At 66.6% G+C, this 22,640-nt stretch carries 15 protein-coding genes; 10 read left to right on the plus strand and 5 right to left on the minus strand.

The window, feature by feature from the left end; translation table 11 throughout:
- The first annotated feature begins 243 nt into the window (after positions 1 to 243).
- A complete protein-coding gene (locus AB6809_RS22610; protein ID WP_371027248.1) occupies positions 244 to 1,893 on the plus strand; it encodes a methyl-accepting chemotaxis protein in 1,650 nt (549 codons plus the stop codon).
- 75 nt (positions 1,894 to 1,968) lie between these two features.
- Here AB6809_RS22610 and AB6809_RS22615 read toward each other — a convergent pair whose 3' ends face one another.
- Positions 1,969 to 2,403, minus strand: coding sequence for a diacylglycerol kinase (locus tag AB6809_RS22615; RefSeq protein WP_370882101.1), 435 nt, complete (start codon positions 2,401 to 2,403; stop codon positions 1,969 to 1,971).
- A 276-nt stretch (positions 2,404 to 2,679) separates the two neighbouring features.
- Between AB6809_RS22615 and bcsB the strand changes: the two genes are divergently transcribed.
- The 9 genes from bcsB to AB6809_RS22660 are packed head-to-tail and all read left to right on the plus strand — an operon-like array spanning position 2,680 to position 18,137.
- Positions 2,680 to 5,091, plus strand: a complete 2,412-nt coding sequence (bcsB, locus tag AB6809_RS22620; protein WP_371027249.1) for a cellulose biosynthesis cyclic di-GMP-binding regulatory protein BcsB — start codon at positions 2,680 to 2,682, stop codon at positions 5,089 to 5,091.
- A complete protein-coding gene (bcsZ, locus tag AB6809_RS22625; RefSeq protein WP_371027250.1) occupies positions 5,091 to 6,524 on the plus strand; it encodes a cellulose synthase complex periplasmic endoglucanase BcsZ in 1,434 nt (477 codons plus the stop codon). Before bcsB ends, bcsZ begins: the two co-directional genes overlap by 1 nt.
- A complete protein-coding gene (locus AB6809_RS22630; protein ID WP_371027252.1) occupies positions 6,503 to 10,726 on the plus strand; it encodes a cellulose synthase subunit BcsC-related outer membrane protein in 4,224 nt (1,407 codons plus the stop codon). Before bcsZ ends, AB6809_RS22630 begins: the two co-directional genes overlap by 22 nt.
- Before the next feature lie 11 nt (positions 10,727 to 10,737).
- Positions 10,738 to 12,726, plus strand: coding sequence for a cellulose biosynthesis protein BcsE (gene bcsE / locus AB6809_RS22635; RefSeq protein WP_371027254.1), 1,989 nt, complete (start codon positions 10,738 to 10,740; stop codon positions 12,724 to 12,726).
- Positions 12,723 to 12,962: a hypothetical protein gene (locus AB6809_RS22640; protein ID WP_371027256.1), complete on the plus strand. Its 240-nt coding sequence runs from the start codon at positions 12,723 to 12,725 to the stop codon at positions 12,960 to 12,962. The genes bcsE and AB6809_RS22640 overlap by 4 nt, the downstream gene beginning before the upstream one ends.
- Entirely contained in the window at positions 12,959 to 13,738 is a 780-nt protein-coding gene (bcsQ, locus tag AB6809_RS22645) for a cellulose biosynthesis protein BcsQ (RefSeq protein ID WP_371027257.1), read from the plus strand. Before AB6809_RS22640 ends, bcsQ begins: the two co-directional genes overlap by 4 nt.
- 1 nt (position 13,739) lies before the next feature.
- Positions 13,740 to 16,307 carry a UDP-forming cellulose synthase catalytic subunit gene (bcsA, locus tag AB6809_RS22650; RefSeq protein ID WP_371027259.1) on the plus strand — a complete coding sequence of 856 codons (2,568 nt, stop codon included), beginning with the start codon at positions 13,740 to 13,742 and terminating at the stop codon, positions 16,305 to 16,307.
- A 55-nt stretch (positions 16,308 to 16,362) separates the two neighbouring features.
- On the plus strand, positions 16,363 to 17,925 hold the full coding sequence (bcsG, locus tag AB6809_RS22655; protein WP_371027260.1) for a cellulose biosynthesis protein BcsG: 1,563 nt from the start codon (positions 16,363 to 16,365) through the stop codon (positions 17,923 to 17,925).
- Positions 17,922 to 18,137: a hypothetical protein gene (locus tag AB6809_RS22660; RefSeq protein WP_371027262.1), complete on the plus strand. Its 216-nt coding sequence runs from the start codon at positions 17,922 to 17,924 to the stop codon at positions 18,135 to 18,137. The genes bcsG and AB6809_RS22660 overlap by 4 nt, the downstream gene beginning before the upstream one ends.
- Positions 18,138 to 18,222: 85 nt before the next feature.
- Here the strand turns inward: AB6809_RS22660 and galE are convergent, their stop codons facing one another.
- From galE to AB6809_RS22680, 4 genes are all read right to left on the minus strand, one after another.
- Positions 18,223 to 19,245 (minus strand): UDP-glucose 4-epimerase GalE, encoded by a 1,023-nt coding sequence (gene galE, locus AB6809_RS22665; protein ID WP_029971085.1) that lies wholly within the window; start codon positions 19,243 to 19,245, stop codon positions 18,223 to 18,225.
- A gap of 12 nt (positions 19,246 to 19,257) precedes the next feature.
- The gene (locus tag AB6809_RS22670; protein WP_006048601.1) at positions 19,258 to 20,406 is read right to left on the minus strand and encodes a glycosyltransferase family 4 protein; all 1,149 of its coding nucleotides are present in this window, start codon (positions 20,404 to 20,406) and stop codon (positions 19,258 to 19,260) included.
- 70 nt (positions 20,407 to 20,476) lie between these two features.
- Positions 20,477 to 21,310 carry a glycosyltransferase gene (locus AB6809_RS22675; RefSeq protein WP_371027264.1) on the minus strand — a complete coding sequence of 278 codons (834 nt, stop codon included), beginning with the start codon at positions 21,308 to 21,310 and terminating at the stop codon, positions 20,477 to 20,479.
- Positions 21,307 to 22,569, minus strand: a complete 1,263-nt coding sequence (locus AB6809_RS22680) for an oligosaccharide flippase family protein (protein WP_044020762.1) — start codon at positions 22,567 to 22,569, stop codon at positions 21,307 to 21,309. Before AB6809_RS22680 ends, AB6809_RS22675 begins: the two co-directional genes overlap by 4 nt.
- Between the last annotated feature and the right edge of the window lie 71 nt (positions 22,570 to 22,640).

The following is a 22,640-nucleotide window of genomic DNA, read 5'->3' on the forward strand; positions in this document are numbered from 1 at the left end:
CCTGAGCGAAGACGCCGAATTATACAAACGAAATCTTGCGCGCCCGGAAAAGCGCCGGGCTCGCCGATGCCGCCGACTATCCCAGATAGTGAGGCGAGAATTGCCCGGAAAGCCGCGCCAGTCATGGATTTCACCTATTCAGCGAGGCTTGCCGCGAGCCGTTAAGACTGGATGCGGCGAAGTGCGGACAGCGCGGGGCAACAGGCACTCGTCGCGGATCGACAAGACCGTTCCGGAGAATCCATGCTAAACAACATCACAATTCGTGGCGGCCTGACGCTGGTCATCAGCGTATTCGTTGCCTTTCTGCTGACGGTGATCGGCGTCGGCTATGGCGCGCTGAAGCTCGCCAACAGCAGCCTCGCCGACACGCAGCGCAGCGCGTCGGCGCTCTCGCATCTGAAGGCGAGCTCGGAGAAGCTCCTGCAGGTGCAACTGGCGCTGGGCTCGTATCAGACGCTCTTTAGCATCGGCAAGCAGACCGACGATCTGCTGCCCGCCGCGCACAAGGTGCTGGTCGAGTCGAACAACGACTTCCGCAATTACATGGCCGGCCCGTTTGCGAGCGACGCCGAGCAGAAGCTCGCGCAGAACGTCGAACAGGCACGCAGCGCGCTCGTCGATAAGGCGATCGAGCTCGAGTTCAAGGCGCTCACCGACTTCGACTTCAACACGTTTCGCAACATTCAGGGCGAGACGGCGAACGCGTTTTACGCGACGTATTCGAAGGCCATCGACGCACTCGAACACGCGCAGATCGAGAATCAGCATCGCCAGGCCGCGACCGCCGAGCAACGCTTCCAGATGGCGACGCTGCTGTTTGCCGCGATCGGCGCACTCGCCATCGCGGTGGGCGTGGCGGCGCGCATCGCGTTGTCGGCGGCGCTGATCAAGCCGGTCAACGCGACCGTCAAGCACTTCGAGCGCATGGCTGCAGGCGATCTGACGGTGGCGATCAAGAGCCAGTCGCGCAATGAAATGGGCCAGTTGCTGAGCGCGTTGACGAAGATGCGCGACGGTCTCGTCGAAACGGTCTCGCAAGTGCGCGGCAGCACCACGGCCATCACGCAGGGCGCGAACGAAATCGCCTCGGGCAACACCGATCTGTCGGCGCGCACCGAGCAGCAAGCCGCGGCGCTTCAGCAGACGGCGGCCAGCATGGAGCAGCTTTCCGCGACCGTGAAGCAGAACGCGGACAACGCGAAGCAGGCCAACCGGCTGGCGCACGGCGCGCTCGATACCGTCACGCGCGGCGGCAAGGTCGTGTCACGCGTGACCGAAACGATGGACGGCATCACCGAGTCGTCGCGCAAGGTGACCGAGATCATCGGCATGATCGAGGGCATTGCGTTTCAGACCAATATTCTCGCGCTGAACGCGGCGGTGGAGGCGGCGCGCGCCGGCGAGCAGGGGCGCGGATTTGCAGTCGTGGCCTCGGAAGTGCGCAGCCTCGCGCAGCGCTCGGGCGCGGCGGCCAAGGAGATCAAGGAGCTGATCGGCGATTCTGCGGCGCAGGTGGAGCAGGGCGCATCGCTCGTCGCCGAGGCAAGCCGCACGATGAACGAGGCGATGCAGTCGGTGGAGCGCGTGACCGGCATCATGGGCGAGATCGAGGCGGCGGCGCTCGAGCAGAGCGACGGCATCGAGCAGGTCAACAAGGCCGTTTCGCAGATCGACGAAGTCACGCAGCACAATGCGGCGCTCGTCGAGGAGGCCGCGGCGGCGGCGAAATCGCTGGAAGAACAGGCGGCGGTCTTGCGCGACGCGGTCGCAGTGTTTCGCGTGGATGGCGCGCAGTCGGCCGGAGCCGCGGATGGCCGCTCGCTGTCGCATGCCGACACGCGCCGTCCCGTATTGCCGGCGCGCGACGCTTCGCCGCTGCAAGTGGCTTGACGTCGAATGTCGAATGGTTGGCGGGCTTCAGAAGGCCCGCCCCGCGCGCGGCTTCTGGAGCCAGCTCAAAGAAAACTAAAGATAAGCCCCGGCCAGCCTCACAACCACCGGCCCGGCGAGCAGCAACCAGACCGTCGCGCAGATCAGCAGCGACAACGTGACCGCCGCGCTGCCGCAATCCTTGGCCCGTTTTGAAAGCTCGTGCCGCTCCAGCGAAATGCGGTCGATTGCCGCTTCGATACTCGAATTCAGCAACTCGACCAGCAGCACCAGCAGCAGCGACGAAATCAGCAGCACGCGTTCGACCGGCGTGACCGGCAGCAGCAACGCAAACGGCATCAACACCGCGGCGAGCGCGGTCTCCTGACGGAATGCGCTTTCTTCACGCAGGGTCGTAAGGAATCCGTCATAAGAGTGCCGCAGCGCGAACAGTCCGCGCAAGATTCCGCTGCGTTTGGGAGCGACAGGGGACGGCGGCGGATCGTTCGGGCGGCGCATCGATCGGTTCATTCTGGACATCCGCAGAAGCATGCCACACGGGCCTCTGTCTGTGTGGCCGCCGGGTGTTCGCGCTGCTACTGTCTCGCGCACGCGACATCGTGCGGCATCATTTTGAGATTTGCGCTCCAGTTTTCGGCTGCCGTGACGTAAAGCAGTGTGACCTTACCTTCTGTTGTCTTATTATTGCCCCTTCCTTCTATCCCATCAGCATCCCGGCCAGGGAATTGGCTTTGCCACAGCATTGCCAGCAATTGTGCTGCGGGGGCGCGAGAGTCTGATCAGTTCATGAAGCCTGCTGTCTCGTTCTGTGTGTCACTGGTGGCCGGCGCATGCGCGCTCGCAGCGGCTATCTATCCGTCGATGTCGGTGGCCGCGCGTGCTGGCGAGGCGCCGGCGCGCACAACGGTTGCGCCCGCAACCGACGCGTCCTCGGTTTCCGCTGCTGCGTCGGCTGCTTCCGCTGGAATCGCCGGCAAGCTCGCTGCCGCGCCGCTGGCATCTGCGTCTTCTGCCGCCGTGGGCGGATCGTCCGCCGCAACGAGCGCTGGCGCGCTGCGTTTGCCGTTCTCCATGCTCGGCGCCTATCAGACGTTGGCGCTGCGCGGTCTCGACGACACCCGCACGGTCAATGTCGGCGTGCGGCTCGACCGTGTGGTGACGGCCGCGACGCTGCGCCTGCGCTACACGTATTCGCCGTCGCTCGTGTTTCCGATGTCGCACATCAAGGTGTCGGTGAACGGCGAGTCGGTCGCCACGGTGCCGCTCGAGCGCGAACAGGCGGGGCAGGCCGTCACGCGCGACATCGTGCTCGATCCGCGTTTTTTCACCGACTACAACCAGCTCAACCTGAACCTGATCGCGCACTACACGCTCGATCATTGCGAAGACCCGCAAAACTCCGCGCTGTGGGCCGACATCAGCCCGACGAGCGAACTGATCCTGCAAACGTCGGCGGTCCATCTGCCGAACGATCTCGCGCTGCTGCCCGCGCCGTTTTTCGACCGCCGCGACGTGTCGCGCCTGCGTTTGCCGTTCCTGTTGCCGGCCAATCCCGACAACGAGACGGTGCGCAGCGCCGGCGTCCTGGCGTCCTGGTTCGGCATGCTGGCCGATTACCGTCAGGCGCGCTTTCCGGTGGTGTCGGGGCTTCCCGCCGACAGCCACGGCGTCGTGATCGGCGTGGCGTCTTCGTTGCCTGCGCAACTGAAGCTGCCCGCGCCGGCCGGCCCGACCTTGATGGTCGTCGACAACCCCGCCGCGCAGGACAAGAAGTTGCTCGTCGTCACGGGCCGCGATGCCGCCGAAGTCGAGCGCGCCGTCGATGCGCTCGTGCTCGGCCGTGCCGCGCTGTCCGGCCCGGCGACGACGGTCGCGCATATCGACATCGGCGAGCCGCGCAAGCCTTACGACGCGCCGCGCTGGGTGCCGGTCGACCGTCCGGTGACGTTCAAGGAACTCGTCGACGACCCGGCGCAGCTGCAGGTCAGCGGCAGCAATCCCGATGCGATCCGCGTGAATCTGCGCGTGCCCGCGGACCTGTTTTCGTGGAGCGGCACGGGCGTTCCGCTCGACCTGCATTACCGCTATACCGCGCCGACCGTCGTCAATAATTCCGCGCTGGCCGTCAACATCAACGATCAGCTCGTCAAGTCGCTGCGTCTGCCGAAAGCGAGCGCCGAGGACGGGCAAGGGCGCATGCAGTTGCCGGTGCTCTCCGACCAGCCGAGCCACTCGACCAACTCGATCGACATTCCGGCGTTTCGCGTCGGCAGTTCGAACCAGTTGCAATTGCGCTTTAACCTCGATTCGCAAAAGACCGGTCTGTGCCAGGGCGTCGCGGCCAATCCGGTGCAGGCCGCGGTCGACCCCGATTCGACGATCGACTTCTCGCATTTCGTGCACTACGCGCAGATGCCGAACCTCGCGTTCTTCGCCAATAGCGGCTTTCCGTTCACCCGCTACGCCGATCTTTCGCAGACGGCGGTGGTAATTCCGCCGCATGCGGGCGCCGAGGAACTCGAAGCATTCCTGACGATGATGGGCCACATGGGTCAATGGACCGGCTACCCGTCGTTGCGCGTGCAGGTCATTCGCCCGGCGGCGGTTGCGTCGCTCGCGCAAACGAAGGACATGCTGTTCGTCGGCGGCTCGCCCGGCGTGCTTGCGCAAACGCCGTGGCAAGCGGCGCTGCCGCTCACGCTCGGCGCGCTGCAAGGCGGGGCCGGCGGCGCGGGCGGCTCAGGCGCACCGAGTGGCACCGTGCGCGCGTCGTTCTCGGTCAAGGAACACTGGCGTAACGGCGCGCCCGTCGCCGGCGGCAGCGCGCAGCTCGAGCAGGACGGCGCGCTCGCCGCGCTGTTCGGCTTCCAGCAGCCCGGCACCAAGGGGCGCAGCGTGGTCGTCATGCAGGCGACGAGCCCGGCGCATCTGACCGACATGCTCGATGTGTTCGAACGCGGCGACAGCGTGTCACGGCTGCAAGGAGATCTCGCACTGGTCCGCGACGGACAGATCGACAGCCTGCGCGTCGGCGAAACTTATCTGGTCGGCTACGTGCCGTGGTACGCGCGCATCTGGAGCAGCGCGATCAGGCATCCGGTCGTGCTCGGCTTGCTGGGCGCGTTGGGCGGTCTGCTGCTGGCGATCGGCGCCTTTGTCGCACTCCAGGAGCTTGCGGCGCGCCGCCGGGGTCTCTGATGGTGAAGCGCACAGTTCAGGTTCGCGCGAACGGCGTGCAGTCGCCGTCTGTCGGCGTTGCGCGCGCGGCATGCGCACGCAACGCGCGTCGCGTCGCGTCGGGTGTGTGCGGCGCGGTGCTGGCGTGGCTTGCCGCGGGTGTCGCGCTGGCGCCGGCGAGTGTTGCGGCCGCGGTTTCGGGTGCTTCTTCGGCCGCGGCTTCGGCTGGTACTTCGGTTGCTGCAAATTCGGCCGCTTCTTCGGCTGGCACTTCCGCTACTTCTTCGGCGGCCGGCGCAGCCGGCACCGCCGCATGTCCCGCCCAGGCTTTCCGCGCCTTCGACAACGCCGGCGGCGCGCAATCCACGGTACTCGCGCTTTCCGCCGATTGGCCCGCGTGGGAACAGTTCAGGCGTAAGTTCGTCTCGCCGGACGGCCGCGTGATCGACGTCGGTTCCGACGACGACCGCACGGTCTCCGAAGGCCAATCGTACGGACTGTTCTTTGCGCTCGTCGCCAACGACCGCGCGTCGTTCGACCGTCTGTTGCACTGGACCGAGAACAATCTGGCCGAGGGCGATCTCACGGCCCATCTGCCCGCGTGGCTGTGGGGGCGAGGGCAGGACGGCAAATGGGGCGTGCTCGACAGCAACGCGGCGTCCGACGCCGACTTGTGGATCGCCTATGCGCTGCTCGAAGCGGGGCGCGTCTGGAACGAGCGCAGCTACACGGCGCGCGGCGCGGCGCTTGCCAGGCGCGTGCTTGACGAGGAGACCGCGCGCGTGCCGACGCTCGGCCTCACGCTCTTGCCGGGACCGACGGGTTTTCATCCCGAGGCCGATTTGTGGCGCGTCAACCCGAGCTACGCGCCGGTTCAGGTGCTGCGCGGCCTGGCTAGCGCGCTGCCTTCGGACAGGCGCTGGCAGGCGCTCGTCGATTCGTCGGCGCGCATGGTCGTCGACTCGGCGCCGCAGGGTTTTTCACCCGACTGGTCGCTCTATCGCGCGGGCAAGGGCTTTTTGCCGGATCCCGCGACGCATGCCGAGAGCGCGTACAACGCGATTCGCGTGTACTTGTGGATCGGCATGCTCAGCGGCAGCGATCCGTTGAAAAGCCGCCTGCTCAATCATTTCACGCCGTTTGCGCGCTATGTCGCGGAACACGGAGCGCCGCCGGAGCGCATCGATACGACCGACGCGAAACCCGGAGCGAACGACGGCAACGCGGGCTTTTCGGCAGCGGCGATTCCGTTCCTGATTGCGCGCGGCGAGACGTCGATTGCCGACCGGCAGGCCGCGCGGGTCGACCAGCTCGATGCGCAGACCGCGCCCGGCTATTACACGAGCGTGCTGACGCTGTTCGGCCTCGGCTGGCGCGATGGCCGCTATCGCTTTGCGGCCGATGGGTCGCTCGACTTGCCCTGGAGTTCTGTTTGCCGTCCCGCGAAACGCTAACCGTCGCTGTTCGCGCGCGCTCGCGAATTGCGCGCGCGCTGTGGCTGGCCGGTCTCACGTGCGGCATGCCGCCGCTCGCGCATGCGGTTGCCGCGCAGGAGGCGGCAGCGCAGGCTGCCGGTTCCGCGTCGGCGGCGCCGGCTGAGCCGGCTGAGCCGGCACACGCACGCGCCGCGCGGTCTGCGGGCAAGGGCACGCGCAATGGCGGCGCGGCAGCGGCCAGCGCAAGCGTCGCAGCCAGCAAGAGTGCCGCGGTCAGCAAGAGCGGCGCGGTCAGCAAGAGCGGCGCAGCCCACGCCCACACCAGCGCCGATTCCAGCGCCCGCGCCGCAGCGCACGCCAGCGCCAGAGCCGTAGCCGTAGCCGTAGCCAGCGCCGCGGCCAGCGGTAACGCCGCAACCAGCATCACTACCACCGCCACCCCAAGCACCGCAAACCCCACCCCCGCCACACCCGCCGCATCACCCGCCGATTCCACCAACATCTCCCGGCTGTACGCAACCGCCCGCCTCTGGAGCGCCAAGCGTCGCGACGACCTCGCCAAGCAGGCAATCGACAAAGCGTTGCTCATCGCGCCGCAGTCGCCTGTCCTGCTCGCCGAACTGGTGAGCATCAATTTGCGCCTCGGACAGGCGCAGGCCGCCCAGGCCGCGTTGACGAAGCTGCACCAGGCCGCGCCCGGCAGCAAACTCGCGCAACAGTCGGACGACGAATTCCGCGTGGCCACGAGCGGCCGTGGCGAGCTCGCCACGATCCGCCTGCTCGCGCGCAGCGGTCAGTCCGAAGAAGCCGCGCGGCGCCTCGAGGCGCTGTTCCCGCACGGCGCGCCGTCCGGGCCGCTCGGTGCGGAGTACTACAGCATCGTCGCCGGCACGCCGGACGGCCGGGTGCGTGCGGTCGCCGCGCTGCGCGCGCGGCTCGCCGCCGATCCCGCCGACGCGCAAGCCGCGATGGCGCTCGCCGGCCTGCTCAATCGCAGCAGCGACACGCGGCCCGAGGCCGAGCGCATCGCCCGTTCGCTCGCTACCCGCAACGATGTGGACCACGGCGCGGCGATGGACCTGTGGCATCGCGTGCTGCAGTCGGCAGGGCCCGACCCGGCCTATGTGCAGGGCTTGAGCGCCTACGTCGCGCTCGCGCCGGACGACACCGAGTTCCACGACCGCCTCGCCGTGGTCAAAGACAAAGTCGACGCCCAACGCCGGCTCGAAAGCAATCCCGATTACATCGCGCAGAAGCGCGGCCTCGCGCTGCTCTCGCGCAACGATCTCGCCGCTGCCGATCCGCTGCTGACGCGCGCCGCGCAGGCGCGATCCGATGACGCCGAGGCGGTTGGCGGCCTCGGTCTGCTGCGTATGCGCGAGGGCCGCCAGGACGAGGCGCAAAAGCTCTTTCAGCGCGCCGCGCAACTCGCGCCCGACAATCGCGCGAAGTGGACGGGCCTCGCCCGGACCGCGCAGTTCTGGGCCACGCTCACGCGCGCGCGGCAAGCCGCGGCGGCCGGCCGGCCGGACGAAGCCGCGCGGTTGGCGCGCGAGGCGCTCGCCATGAACGTTTCGAATACCGACGCCAAGCTGGTGCTCGCCGACTCGCTGCTTGCGCAAAAAGATTGGGCGAACGCCGAGCCTTTGCTGAAGGAATTGCTGAGCGCGCGCGATCCGAGCCTCGCGACGGTGCGCAGCACCGCGACGCTGTTCGACAACACCGGCCGCGACGAACGCATCGGGCCGCTGCTGGATGCCGTGCAAAACCGCTTCCGCGCGCCGGCGGATCGCGCGGAACTCGCGCAGATTCGCGCGGACAATCTGGTGGCGCAAGCCGAGCGGCTGTCGCAGCAAAGCCTGCGCGCGCAGGCGATCGACCGCTACGAAGCGGCGCTGCGCGCAGCACCGGATTCGCCGTGGACGCGTTTCGCGCTCGCTCGCATCTATCGCGATCTCGGCCTGCCGCAACTCGGCCGCACGGTGATGGACGAAGGGCTGAAGGCTTCCGACTCGCCGGAAATGCATTACGCCGCCGCGCTCTACCGCAATTCCACGGACGACCTGGCCGGCGCGCGCGCGTTGCTCGCGAGCGTGCCGGCCGCGAATCAGACCGATGCGATGCGCGCGTTCGGCCGCAATCTGGATGCGCAGCAGGCGCTCGTCACGGCGCGCGCCGCGTATGCCGCGGGCGACGCGCAGGCGGGCAAAGCCGCGCTCGATCAAGCCGCGGCGCTCGGCGCGGACGACGCGAACCTGACCGCGTCCGTGGGGTCGCTCGAAATCGACATGGGCCAGCCGGATCGCGGTCTCGCGCGCCTTGCCGACTGGATGAAGGCGCACCCGCAACAGACCGACGACGACGTCAGGCTGCGCTATGGCGATCTGCTCGGCTCCGCGCATCGCGACGACGAACTCGACGCGTGGCTGCGCGATCTGCGCAACGACGCCACGTTGACCGCGGCACAGCGCGCGCGGCTGCAGGACCAGTCGGTGCGGCTTGCGCTGCGCCGTGCGGACGCCGCGATCGACGCCGGCGACTACCGGCGCGCGGCGGCGGTTCTCGCGGCCGTCGACGAAGAAGGCCAGCGCGATCCGCGCTACACGCTCGAGGTCGCCGATCTGCAGCGCGCGCAGGGCCAATTCGCCGGCGCCCGCGCGACGCTCGAAAAACTGCTCGCCGAGCATCCCGACGATCCCGATGCGCAGCTTGCGTTGGCCCGCGTGCTTCAGCAAAGCGGCAAGCGTCGCGAGGCGCTCGATCTCGTGCACGGCGTTGTCGAACAAAGCGCGCCGGACGACATCGATACGCGGCTCTCGGCGGCGCGCCGGCTGGCCGCGTTGCGCCGGCCGTATGAAGCACAGACGCTGACCGACGAACTGGCGAGCGCGTTTCCCGACCGTTACGACGTGACTGCGCAGCGGGGGCATATCAGCGAGGATCTCGGCCGCTACGACGACGCGGCGGCGCTGTATCGCAAGTCCGAGGTGCAGGAGCGCAGCGCCGGCGTGAGCCCCGGCCCGAACGGCACGCCTGCGCAAGTGGCGTTGAGCGATCTGGAGCAGCGCCGCGATCCGTCGATTGAAGCGGCGTGGTATCCGGCCTACAAGTCCGGCGACGAGGGCATCTCGAACTATCACGCGCAGCAGGTGCCGATTTATGCGCAGTTGCCGGTCGGTTACGACGGACATGTGTTCGCGCATGTCGACGTCGTCAATCTCGATGCTGGCACGCTGAGCAGCTCCGACTCGAGCCTGCTCGACACGCTCGGCACGCACGCGGCGCTGACGGACAGCGGCACCGCCGCGGTGGCGAGCTTCCATCAGCATGCGACCGGTGCGGGCGGCGGCATCGGCTACCGGTCGGACAATCTGCGGTTCGATCTCGGCACGACGCCGATCGGCTTCCCCGTGCATTACCTCGTGGGCGGCGTGCGCTACCGCATGGCCGGCGACGACAGCAGCTTCACCGTCAATCTGTCGCGGCGGCCGCAAACCAGCAGTGAACTGTCGTACGCGGGGCTTCGCGATCCGTGGACGGGCGCGGTCTGGGGCGGCGTGCGCCGCGACGGGCTGGATGTGCATTCTTCCGTCGACGTCGGCCGCGTGAACCTGTTCGCCGACGTCGGCGCCGGGATGTTCACCGGCCGCAACGTCGCTTCCAATACCGGCGTCACGCTCCGCACGGGAGCGACCGTGCCGGTCTTCGAGCGCGCCGACATGAGAGTCAGCACCGGCGTGGTCGGCAATGCATGGCACTATGCGAACAATCTGCGGTTCTACACTTTCGGCCAGGGCGGCTATTACAGCCCGCAGCGCTATCTGTCGCTCGGTTTCCCGGTCGAATGGCAGGGCCGCCGCGGCGCGTGGCGCTGGGATCTGACCGCGACGGTCGGCGTGTCGAACTCGTATGAGCGCAGTTCGCCGTTTTATCCGAACGGTCTGCCGGCGTCGGCGGCGCTGAACCCGGCGGCGCTGAGCAACAGCAACAACGTGTATGGGGCCAGCTCGACGCGCGGCGTGTCGTTCCTTTACGGCCTGACCGGCGTCGTCGAACACCGTTTCAGTCCGCATCTGGTGGCCGGGCTGCTGTTCGACATCGACCGCTCGCACGATTACGCACCGAGCTCCGCGATGGTCTATGTGCGCTACAACCTGGATGCTCGCAAGCCGGATACGAGCCTGTCGCCGACGCCGACGCGTCTGTATTCGAGCTATTGAGGAGGCACGGCATGCGACCCGCAACGTCAGATCCACGACATTCCGGCCAACGGCCGGGCAACGCGGCTTCGTCGGTGTCGACGCTGCGCGCGCTCGGCGCCGGCTTCAGGCGCCTGGTTGCGCCGAACAAGGCGCCCGACCGGCTCGCGCTCGACGGCCTGCCCGAAAGCTGGGCGACACTGGCGCCCGGCAGCGTGTACCTCGTGTACGGCATCGCGGGCACGCCGGCAGCCGACGCGCTGCTGTTCGAAAGCGCCCGCGACTGCGCCGCGCGCTCGGTCACGCTTGTGCTGTCCGCCACACGCGCCGCGCCGCTCGCGCGCTTGCACGCGAAAGGCGGCGGCGATCTGCCGGCGCGCCTGAACGTCGTGACGCTAAGACCGCGCGAGTCCGCGAGCGACGCCGCTGTGGGCAGCGCGCAGACGGATGCCGCGGCACGGCCGCTGGCGCGTCTCTACGGCGCGCTGCGCGCGCTCAAGCCGTTTGGCTTCAGGCGAGGCAGCGTTTTCTTCGTCGAAGGCGCGGAGCATTGGTTTAGTTGGGACCGTCCCGACGATCTCGCCTACGAAGGCCGCGTGCTCGCCGACTGGTGCGAGACGCGCAACATCACGCTCGTGCTGCTGGCCGGGCGCGCGGCGGCGTCCACGAACGACCTCGCGCTCGATTCCGAGGCGATCGAAGAGCAGCTCGAACAGGAGGCGCGCGATCCCGAGCGCGACGCGTTCCACACCAGTTGCCAGGGCGTCGCGCGATTGCAGCCGACTCACGGCGAACTGTTGTGGCATGTCGATTTCTGGCGCAGCCGCGCGGCGCTCGCCGCCGGCGAAGTGCGTGCGCTGCGCTTCACGAACGCCGGCCGCCTGATGGTCGCGCCCGAGGAAACCGAAGCCTGCCGCCGTGCCGACGCACGCATCGCACGCGACGAAATGCGCGTGATCGCGACGCGCAAAGCCGTCGGCGATGAACCGTGGGTGCCAGCGGAGTGGGAGATCGTCGACGGTTTGCAGGCGGCGCTCAAGGCGAGCCTTGGCGCGCGCGCGGCGAGCGTCGTGCTCGACTACAGCGGCGGCGATCAGCTCGAGACGCTGTGCGAGACCATCCACACGCTGCGCCGTACGTGCGGGCGCGCGCTGAAGATCGTGCTGGTCGAACGCGGCCAGGTGCTGCGTCATCAGTTCGAGTTGCTCGTGCTGAATCTCGGCGCGAACCTCGTGATCGGGCGCGACGTGCCGTTTTCGCGGATGCAGTCGCTGATGCAGTCGTTAAGAGGGCAGCTCAACGCGCGCCCGGTCGCCGCCGATTACCGCGCCGCGCTCGCCGCTGCGCTGAGCGATGCCGTCTGCGGCTATTTGCCCGTGGCGCGTTTCGCGGATCACGTGAGCAACGTGCTCGGGCGTGGCTTGTCGTTGAACCTGCCGCATGTGCTGGTCAAGCTGCTGCTGAAGCCGGAAGTCGCGCATGCGGACGCGCTGCGGCAGTGTCGGCCGGTGCGCAATGGCGATGTATTCACCGCCGACGGCGCGTATCTCTATGTGTTCCTGTTCGCTTGCCGGCTGGCTGATGCGCAGGGATCGCTGGCGCGCATTTTTCAGGTGCCGGTCGAGTCGCTCGCGCAAAGCAGGCAACTGATCGCCGGCGAGCAGTTGTTGCCGGAGATCGAGCGGCTGCGCATCGAGGAGCGCCGCGTGCCGAATGTCGACTTTAGCGATCTGTTTGGTGCTGTGGCTGTTGCTGTTGCGCAGGATGCATCGCAACGCCCGGTGGAAACCCCGACAGAAAGCCGGCAAGAAACCGCGGCAGAAGCCACGACACCGGGCGTGACTGAACACATCGCGCAAGCCCCGTCTGCAAGCGCCGTCAACTCACACAGCCTGCCTTCCGACGAAGCCGACCACGCGCCGCAACCCGCCGCCGCCACCGACCACGCCGCCGCGCAACTCCGACGTCGCCGCCGCGCCGAGCCGGCCGCCATGCCACTGCGCAAGCAGGAGGCCCTATGACATTGTTTTTCCTCATCTGCTTCGGCATCGGCATGATCGGCGGGATTCCGCTGTGGATCGTCTGGCAGCACTTTCGCCGACGTTCCGGCATGCGCGCCACGCGCAGCTTCGATCCGCGGCATGAAGTCCCGTTCGACGCCGCCGCGCTCGTGCAGAAGGGCCGTCTCGTGCCGCCGGCCGTTGCCGCGCCGGCCGCTGAAGAAGAACGCGCGACTGGAGCGTCGTCCGTCCAATGAAAACCATCGCGATTCTTTCCACGGCGGGCGGCGCCGGACGAACCACGCTAACCGCGGCGCTCGCGGTGCTGCTCGCGCGCCGCGGCCGCCCCGTCGTCGCCGTCGATTTCGATCCGCAAAACCTGCTTGGTCCGCACCTCGGGCTCGACGAGTTGCCCGCCGACGGAATCGGCGCGGCCATCGCGAGCGGCGCGCCCTGGCACGCGCATACATGGCGCAATGACGACGGCGTGCTGTTCGTCCCGCACGGCGACGTGCCGCTTTCGAGCCTCGTGTCGATCAGCCAACTGCTCGCCGACGAACCCGCGTGGCTCGCGAACTCGCTCGCGGGCATCGACCTGCCCGCGCAAGGCGTCGTGCTGATCGACACGCCGCGTTATCCGTCGGTGCATGCGGCGCAGGCGCTCTACTGCGCCGATCTGATCGTCTGCGTGACACCGCCCGAGCCCGGTCCGCTCGCGACGCTCGCACGCCATCTGCCGCAATTGCGGGCGGCGCGTAACGAGTCGCTCTTCGTGCTAAACCGCCTGAACCCGGCGCGCGAGATGCAGCGCGACGCGCTCTCCATGCTGTCGGCCGCGCTCGGTCCCGGCGCCGCGCCGGTCATCCGTCTGCATGCCGACGCCGCGCTGCCCGAAGCATTCGCGCGCGGCTCGTGGCTTTTCGACGATGCGCCGTATTCGCAGACCTCGCACGACCTGCAAGGACTGGCAAGCGCGGTCGACGAATGGCTCGCGCCGCTCGCCGAGCCATCGCGGGATTCGGAGCCTCGTTGACATGACGACGCCACAGCCAAACCAGCCCTTCGGCGACGCCCGTCCTGCGGCGCGGCCGTTGCGCTCGCGCGCGGGCGACTGGCTCGCGCGCCGTCTCGGCGTGAGCGGCGGCGGCCGGCTCGAATGGTGGGTGCGGCTCTTTTTCCGGCCGCCCGCCGATGGCCGGCGCGATCTGCCGTTGTGGCTCGCGCGCGTGTCGGTGGCGTTCCTCGCGGCTCGCTTCGATGTCGTGCGTCCCGCGCCGTTGCGCGCCTGGCTGTGGCGCGTGTTCGTGCGGCCACGGCCGCTGCGGCTCTCCATTGCCCCGAAGATCGGGCGCGGCCTGGTCTGGCTCGGACGCTATGGCGTGCTGCCCATCTACCGCTTATGGCGCGGCGCAGTCGGGGCGCTCGACCGCCAACTGGCGAGACTGCCGTGGCAGCGCTGGGGCACTTCGCTGGAAGCGGGCGCGACGCGCGCGGGCCGCATCCGCTGGCTGATGTTGATGCTGGCGGCGCTTGGCGCCGTGCTGTGGGCGCTGGTCGGCACATCGCCGCTGGCCGGCGTGAACCAGTACGTGTTTTTCGGGCTGACCATCGGGCTCGCTTTGCTGATCCGCCGTCTGCCGGGCCGTCTTCCGGTGCTGCTGCTCGCGTCGCTGTCGTTGCTCGCGATGCTGCGCTACGTCTGGTGGCGCGCGACGCAGACGCTCGACTTTCACGGCCCGAGCGAAGCGATCGTCGGTTATGCGTTGTTCGGCGCCGAGGCGTACACGTGGCTCGTGCTGCTGCTCGGTTTCGTGCAGACGGCCTGGCCACTCGAACGGAAAGTGTCGCCGCTGCCCGACGACCGTTCGCGCTGGCCCAGCGTCGATGTCTACATTCCGACTTATAACGAGCCGCTCGCGGTCGTGAAACCGACCATTCTCGCGGCGCAGGGTATCGACTGGCCCGAAGACCGCCTGCACATCTATCTGCTCGACGACGGCAAGCGTCCCGAGTTCGAAGCATTCGCGCGCGAGGCGGGCATTCGCTATCTGACGCGCACCGACAATCTGCATGCGAAGGCGGGCAACATCAACCGTGCGCTCGCGAAGACGAACGGCGACTACATCGCCATTTTCGATTGCGACCACGTGCCGAGCCGGTCGTTCCTGCAAACGACGATGGGCACCTTCCTGCGCGATCCGCTGTGCGCGATGGTGCAAACGCCGCATCACTTCTTTTCGCCCGATCCGTTCGAACGCAACCTCAATACCTTCCGCCGCGTGCCGAACGAAGGCGAGCTGTTTTACGGGCTCGTGCAGTCGGGCAACGATCTGTGGAACGCGACGTTCTTCTGCGGCTCGTGCGCCGTCATCAAGCGTGCGCCGCTGGAAGAAGTGGGCGGCGTGGCCGTCGAGACCGTCACCGAAGATGCGCATACGGCGCTCAAGCTGCATCGGCGCGGCTATACGACAGCGTATCTGCCATACGTGCAGGCCGCGGGTCTCGCCACCGAAAGCCTCGCCGGCCATATCAAGCAGCGCACCCGTTGGGCTCGCGGCATGGCGCAGATTTTCCGCATCGACAATCCGTTTTTCGGGCGCGGGCTGAACCTGTTCCAGCGCATCTGCTACGGCAACGCGATGCTGCACTTCTTCTATGGCGTGCCGCGTCTCATCTTCCTGACGATGCCGATGGCGTTCCTGTTCTTCGGCATGTACGTGATCAACGCATCGGCGACGACGATCGCCGGATTCGTGTTGCCGTACATCATGTTGTCGAGCATCGCGAACTCGCGGCTGCAAGGCCGCTATCGACGCTCGTTCTGGGCGGAAGTCTACGAATCGGTGCTCGCGTGGTACATCGCGGTGCCGACCACGCTCGCGTTCTTCAGCCCGAAGCACGGCAAGTTCAACGTGACGGACAAGGGCGGCCGCATGGACGAGGGCTATCTCGACTGGTCCGTGTCGAAGCCCTACATCGTGCTGCTGGTGCTGAACGTGGTGGCGATGCTCGCGGGCGTGTACCGCATCGTGTTCGGTGTCGGCGAGGAGTTCGCCACTGTACTGATGAACGTGTTCTGGACCGCCTACAACCTCGTGATGCTCGGCGCGGCCGTGAGCGTCGCGCGTGAGGCGAAGCAGATTCGCGGCAGCCACCGTGTGCCGATGAGCATGCCGGCCACGCTCTTGCTCAGCGACGGCACCACGGTCGCGTGCATGACGAGCGACTACTCGACGGGCGGCCTCGGTCTTCACGTCGCGCCCGGCCTGCCGCTCGTTGAAGGCGACTGGCTGCAGGTGTGCGTGAGCCGCGGCGACCGGCAGTTTGCCTTTCCGGTCCACGTGGTGCGGGCGGCCGGCCAGCATCTCGGCGTGCAGTTCGACGAGTTGACGCTCGAGCAGGAACGCCAGCTCGTGCAATGCACGTTCGGCCGCGCGGACGCATGGATCGCCGCCGCCGACGAAGCGCGCACCGAGGAAGATGCGCCGTTGCGCGGGCTCGCCGAAGTGGTGCTGATGGGCGCCGAAGGTTATTCGCGCCTGCTGCAAGGCCTGTCGCAGAAACTGCGCGCGGTGTTTGCGCTGGACGAAAGCCGCTATTGAAGCATTGAGCTATTGAACCGCCGGCGCGAGGCGCCGGAATCTGAGGTTGGATCGAATGAGTGTCTGGAACCTGTATTTCCTGCTGAAGCTGTATCTGTTCAGCACAGGCCATCTGCATCCGCTGTGGCTCGCGAACATCGCTTTCGCGCTGGCGCTCGCCGCGACGGGCGCATTGCGCAACCGTCTGCTGCGCGTGTTGCGCGCGGTGATCGCGCTGGCCGTCGGCATCGTGCTGATGTATCACGAAGCCGCGATTCCGCCGTTCGCGCGGCTCGTCGAGGAGTTCGGCAATCTCGAGTCGTTCAGCTTCGGTTACTGGATGGAGCTCGCGCAACGCTTCGTTCCGCCCGCGGCTTTGTTCGCCGCCTGCTGCGCGATAGTCGCGTATGTGGTGGTGAACCGCTGGTTGCGCGTGACGAGCTTCGTCATCATCGCGCTCGTGGCGTTGCCGGTCTGGCAGGCGAGCACCAATGCGCTCGCCACGATTCAGGCGGCCGCCACGCTGCGCACGGGTGCGAAGGATGGCGGCGTCGCGCAGCCCGGCGCGCCGCTCGACCATACCGCGGCGCTGGCCGCGTTCCGTGCCGGCGAATCGCAACGTCAGGTGAGCATGGCCCATCTCACGAGCGATCCGAACCAGCAGTTCGACGTGATCGTGCTGCACGTGTGCTCGCTTTCATGGGCTGACCTCGATGTATCGAAGGCGCGCAACAACCCGATGTTGAGCCACTTCGACTATCTGTTCACGAACTTCAGCACCGCGGCAAGTTATAGCGGCCCGGCGGCGATCCGCGTGTTGCGCGCAAGCTGCGGGCAGGAGGCGCATGCCGACCTGTACAAGCCGGCGGCGCAGCAGTGTTATCTGTTCTCGCAACTGGCGCAGGCCGGCTTCGCGCCGCAGACCATCCTGAATCACGACGGACACTTCGACAACTTCCTGCAGATCATCAAGGACAACGTCGGCGTGCCGAATGTGCCGATGATCTCGAGCGCCGACGTGCCCGTTGCGATGCATGCGTTCGACGGCTCCGCGATTCACGACGACTACGGCGTGCTCGCGAAGTGGTTCGCGCAACGGCAACAGATGGCAGGACCGGTCGCGCTGTACTACAACACGATCAGCCTGCACGACGGCAACCAGTTGCCGGGCGTGAGACAGACCAGCATCGAATCGTATCCGGCGCGAGTCAACAAGCTGATGAACGACTTCGACCGGCTCGCCGATCTGATCGCCGCGTCGGGCCGGCGTGCGGTGATCGTGTTCGTGCCTGAGCATGGCGCTGCGCTGCGCGGCGACGCCAACCAGGTGGCGGGCCTGCGCGAGATTCCGACGCCGCGGATCGTGCACGGACCGGTCGGCGTGCGGCTCGTCAATCTTCCTGGCAGCCACGGGCCGACCACGGTCATCGACCAGCCCACGAGCTTTCTGGCGGTGTCGCAACTGCTGTCGAATCTGGTGTCGAACAGTCCGTTCAAGCCGGGCGTGACGCTGTCGCAGTACGCAGCCGATCTGCCGAAAACGGAGATGGTCGGCGAAAACGAAGGCACCGTCACGATGAAGACGGCAACCGGTTACGTGGTGAAAACGCCGGACGGCGTGTGGGTGGACGAGAAGTGAACAAGCCTGAATTGCAATCGGCGCAAGAGCCGAAGCAGGAGCCGACGCAGCGCAGGTGGTCGGTCAACGACATTGCCGGCCTCGCGCGATCGCTGCCCGAGATCGATCCGTCGAAATACGTCGATGAGCAGGCCGAGCATGCGTATGCGCATGCGCTGGTGAAGTGGCCGGTGATGGCGCGATTGATGGGGCTCGTGAAAGAGCCGCGGTAACAGAAGCGCTAAAACAAGCGCTAAAAGAAGCGCGCCGGTCGAGCCGGCGCGCGCAATTACTTCGGTAAGCGAAGCAATTGAAGCATCAATTAAAGCCGTTCGGATTCGCGGACTGCCAGCGCCAATGGTCCGCACACATTCTTTCGATACCGAACTCGGCACGCCAGCCGAGCACCTCCAGCGCCGCGCGCGGATCGGCAAAGCACGACGCCACGTCGCCCGGACGGCGCGCGACGATTTCATACGGCACGGGCCGGCCCGACGCCTTTTCGAATGCCTTCACGACGTCGATCACGCTATAGCCCTGGCCGGTGCCGAGATTGACGACGAAGCTCGCGTCGCGCTTCACAAGCGCATCGAGCGCGGCCAGGTGCCCGCGCGCCAGATCGACCACGTGAATGTAATCGCGCACGCCGGTGCCGTCCGGCGTTTCATAATCGCCGCCGAACACGCGCAGCTTGTCGAGCTTGCCGACCGCGACCTGCGCGACATAAGGCATCAGGTTATTCGGAATGCCTGCGGGATCTTCGCCGATCAGGCCGCTCTCGTGCGCGCCGACCGGATTGAAATAACGCAGCGTGGCGACGCGCCACGACGGGTCCGCGACCTGCAGATCGCGCAGCACCTGTTCGGCGATCAGCTTCGACTGGCCATACGGATTGGTGGCCGACAGCGGAAACGATTCGTCGATGGGCGAGCTTTTCGGCACGCCGTACACCGTGGCCGACGAACTGAACACGAACTGCTTCACGTTGCGATCGCGCATCACGCCGAGCAGCGCGAGCAGGCTGCCGACGTTGTTGCTGTAGTACTCGACAGGCTTCGCGACCGATTCGCCCACCGCTTTCAGCGCCGCAAAGTGAATCGCGCCGGTGATCGGATGCGCGTCGAAAATGCGGTTGAGTGCGGCTTCGTCGCGCGCGTCGGCTTCATGAAACGCGACCGTGCGGCCGGTGATCTGTTCGACACGCCGCAGCGATTCGCGCTTGCTGTTCACGAGATTGTCGATTACCACGACGTCGTAGCCACCGTTCAGCAGTTCGACGCAGGTATGCGAGCCGATGAAGCCCGCGCCGCCTGTTACCAGAATCGTGCCCTTCGTGGTCATGCTGTTGCTCCGTTAAAGTAAAACGCCCGTCATTTTTTGCACCAGGTCTTTATACGTTTCGACGACGACGCGTTCGTCGAATTCCTGCGCGACTTTCTGCCGGCCGCGTTCCGCCATCGCGCGGCGCTCTGCGCCGCTCATGTCGAGCATTTGCGCGAGCGCGTCCGCGAGGCTGTCCGCGTTGCGCGCTTCGCAAAGCAATCCGTTGACGCCGTGCGCGACCACTTCGCGGCAGCCGGGCACGTCGGTCGCGACAATCGGCCGTCCCATCGCCGACGCTTCCATCAGCGTGCGCGGCACGCCTTCGCGATACGAAGGCAAAACGACGCAATCCGCATCGGCGATAAAGGGCCGCACGTCGTGCGCCTCGCCGCGATACTCGACGATGCCTTCGCGTTCCCACGCCGCGACTTCGTCGCGCGTGATCGCACTCGGATTGTCGACGCCGACCGGCCCGAGCAACTGGAAGCGCGCATGCGGATAGCGTTCGCGCACACGCCGCGCCGCTTCGACGTATTCGCCCACGCCCTTGTCCCACAACAAACGGCCGATCAGCACGAACCTGAATTCCGCGCGCTCGGGCAAGGGCGTGAAGCCGAATTGTTCGAGGTCGACGCCTTCGCCATGCAGAAGCCGCGCGCGTTCAGGATGCACCAACAAATTCTGTTCGACAAACGCTGTCTGATCGTCGCGATTCAAAAACCATATTTCGCGCGGAAAACGGAACGCAAAACGATACAGTTTTTTGGCGACCTGCGCGGCGCGGCTCCGCTGGATGAACACATAGCCGAGACCCGTTGTGACCGCGACCGATTGCACGCCCGCGAGCTTCGCCGCAATCGAGCCGTAAATATTCGGCTTGATCGTGTAGTGAAACACGACGTGCGGGCGGATCGCGCAGTAACGGCGGTAGAGCGACCACAGCGTGCGCAGATCGTCGCGCGGATTGGTGCCTTTCGACGCGACCGGCAATTCGATGCAGCGGCAACCCATTGCGGTGAGCAGTTCGAAGGTGCGGTCGCGCGGCGCGAGCACCGTCACGTCGACGCCGCGTCCCACCAGCATGCGGATCAGGCCTTGCCGATACGTATAGATTGCCCAGGCGGTGTTACACACGAGTGTAATGCGCAACGCGGGCGTCGACTTCAGGGCTGGCTTCATGCGGGAACGAACTCGGCGGTGAGTGAAAAGACAAGCTGTGAGAACAGGCGGACCGGGACTAAGCTGAAGCTCAATGACTCGCGCGCGCAGCCAGAAGGCCGCGTTTGACCCGCTGCAACGCGCGGTAAGGCGTCACGAGATGCAGCAGATTTTTGCCGAGGCCCAACCAGTCGTACGGATTCGCGATGTTGAAGTAGCGCAATTGCAGCCGCAGCGTCGACAGCACCTGGCGGCGGCGCCTGGTCGCGCTGATGCCGCCTTCGTTCAGCTCGTAGTACAGGCCCAGCTCCGGCAGATTCGCGCAGTCGTAGCGCTCCATCAGGCGTACGAACAGATCGAGGTCTTCGGCCGAACGATACATCGCGCGATAGTTGCCGACGGCGCGCACCGCGTCGATTCGCAGCATCATCGAAGGATGCGCGAGGCATGAGCGGAAAAAGCGCAGGCGGCGGATGTCCGCCGGGTCGCTCGGCGGCGTCAGCATGAAGAGCGGCTCGCCCGCGCGCGTGACGACCTGCGTCCACATGCCGAGGCCGGCGACGCGCGGATGCGCTTCCATGAACGCGCGCTGCTTCGCAAGACGCTGCGGCACGCTGCGGTCGCCCGCGTCGATGCGCGCCGCGTAGCGATAGCCGCGCTGCGCGAGCGCGTCGATGCCGGCTTCCAGTGCGCGCTCGATGCCGCCGTTCACCGGCATGCGCAGTACTTCAATGTGCATGTTGGCAAGCTCGGGCGCGACGATGGGCGGCGTGCTGCCGTCATCGACGATCAGAACGTGCACCAGCGGACGTTCATCGAACGACGCGAGCGTCAGATCGACGTCGGCCTGGCCGTTATAGGCGGGCATCAGCACCGCGACGTCGTCGAGGCAGTGCGGCGGCGTGTCGGTGGCGGGAAGCGTCATGGGCGCAATTTGAAACGAATGTAATAAAGATTAACTGCCGCCGCCGCCAGATAACCGCACGCGAGTCCGGCCAACGCGCCATAGGCGCCGAGCCGCGGAATCGCGAGCAGATTGACGACGAACGCTACGGCAAGCGCGAGCAGCCATTTGAACAGCAACACGAACTTCGCCTGATACTTCAGCACGACGAGATTGCCGATCGCCTCGATGCCCGCGGGCACGGAAAGCCACACCGCCCAGCGGAAAATCTCGATGGCGCCTTCGAAGCCCGGCCCGAACACGCGGCGAATGATAAAGCCCGCGAGCAGGTCGAGCACGAGCGCGCCGCCGATCATCAACGCGGCGGTCATCGCGGTGAGGCGCCAGATGTTCCGGCGCAATTGCGCGGCCTGCTGCACACGGTAGACGAATGCGGGCGCGATAGTCTGTGCGAGCATTAACGCAAGCGTGATCCAGTTTTCGTTCAGTTGCTGCGCGGCCGAATAACGCCCAAGATCGGCGAATGAAACGGCGCGTTCGAGCATGAGCCGGTCCAGTTTCAGGAACAGGTACATACAGATCAGGCCGAGCCAGAACACCGTGCCCGCGCTCGCAAAATGCCTGAACAGCGAGCGGTCGAAGTGCCAGCCCAGCTTGCCGCCATGACGTCGAATGTAATAGACGACCAGCACGCCGCCGATGGCCGCCGACTCCAGCGCCCACAGCCAGCCGAAGCGCGAGGGCTCGGCAGCCGCGCGCACGAGCAGATAGACGAAGCCCGCCTTGATGACCGCGGTGCTCATGCTCGTGAGCAACTGCGGCTTGCTGTACGTCATGCTTTGCAGCCACGCATTGATCACGCCGACGAACGGTTCGCGAAACAGCATCGTGACGGCAAGGCCCGCGAGCATGGCGCCGACGAGCGGATCGAAGAGGCCGAGTGCAATGGCGAGCCATGTGAGCAGCAACGCCGCGACCGAAACGGCAAAGCGCAGCGTGAAGGCGCTGCCGAGCACGGTGCCGAGTTGCGCGGGCGGCCGCGCGACGATGGTGGGCACCAGAATCTCCGCGCCGCATACCCATGTGATCGGCGAGAGCACGAGCAGCAGCGTGTTCGCGTATTGCCATTTGCCGAACGTATCGGGTCCGAAGTAACGCGCGAGGATGCCGCTGATCGCAATCGCCACGCCGATTTGCGTGAGCCGTTCGAGCCCGAGCCAGACGATATTCGTGAACGCGCGCGTGACGTCCGGATTGGCGAAGCGTTTGAGCGTCAGCATCCGGCAGGCGCCCGCCAATGCATCGTGCGCGAGTGCGCGCACCTGACAGGCCATCCCGGCAACTTTACAAA

The organism is Paraburkholderia sp. RCC_158, assembly GCF_041355255.1.
Classification (GTDB): Bacteria; Pseudomonadota; Gammaproteobacteria; order Burkholderiales; family Burkholderiaceae; genus Paraburkholderia; species Paraburkholderia graminis.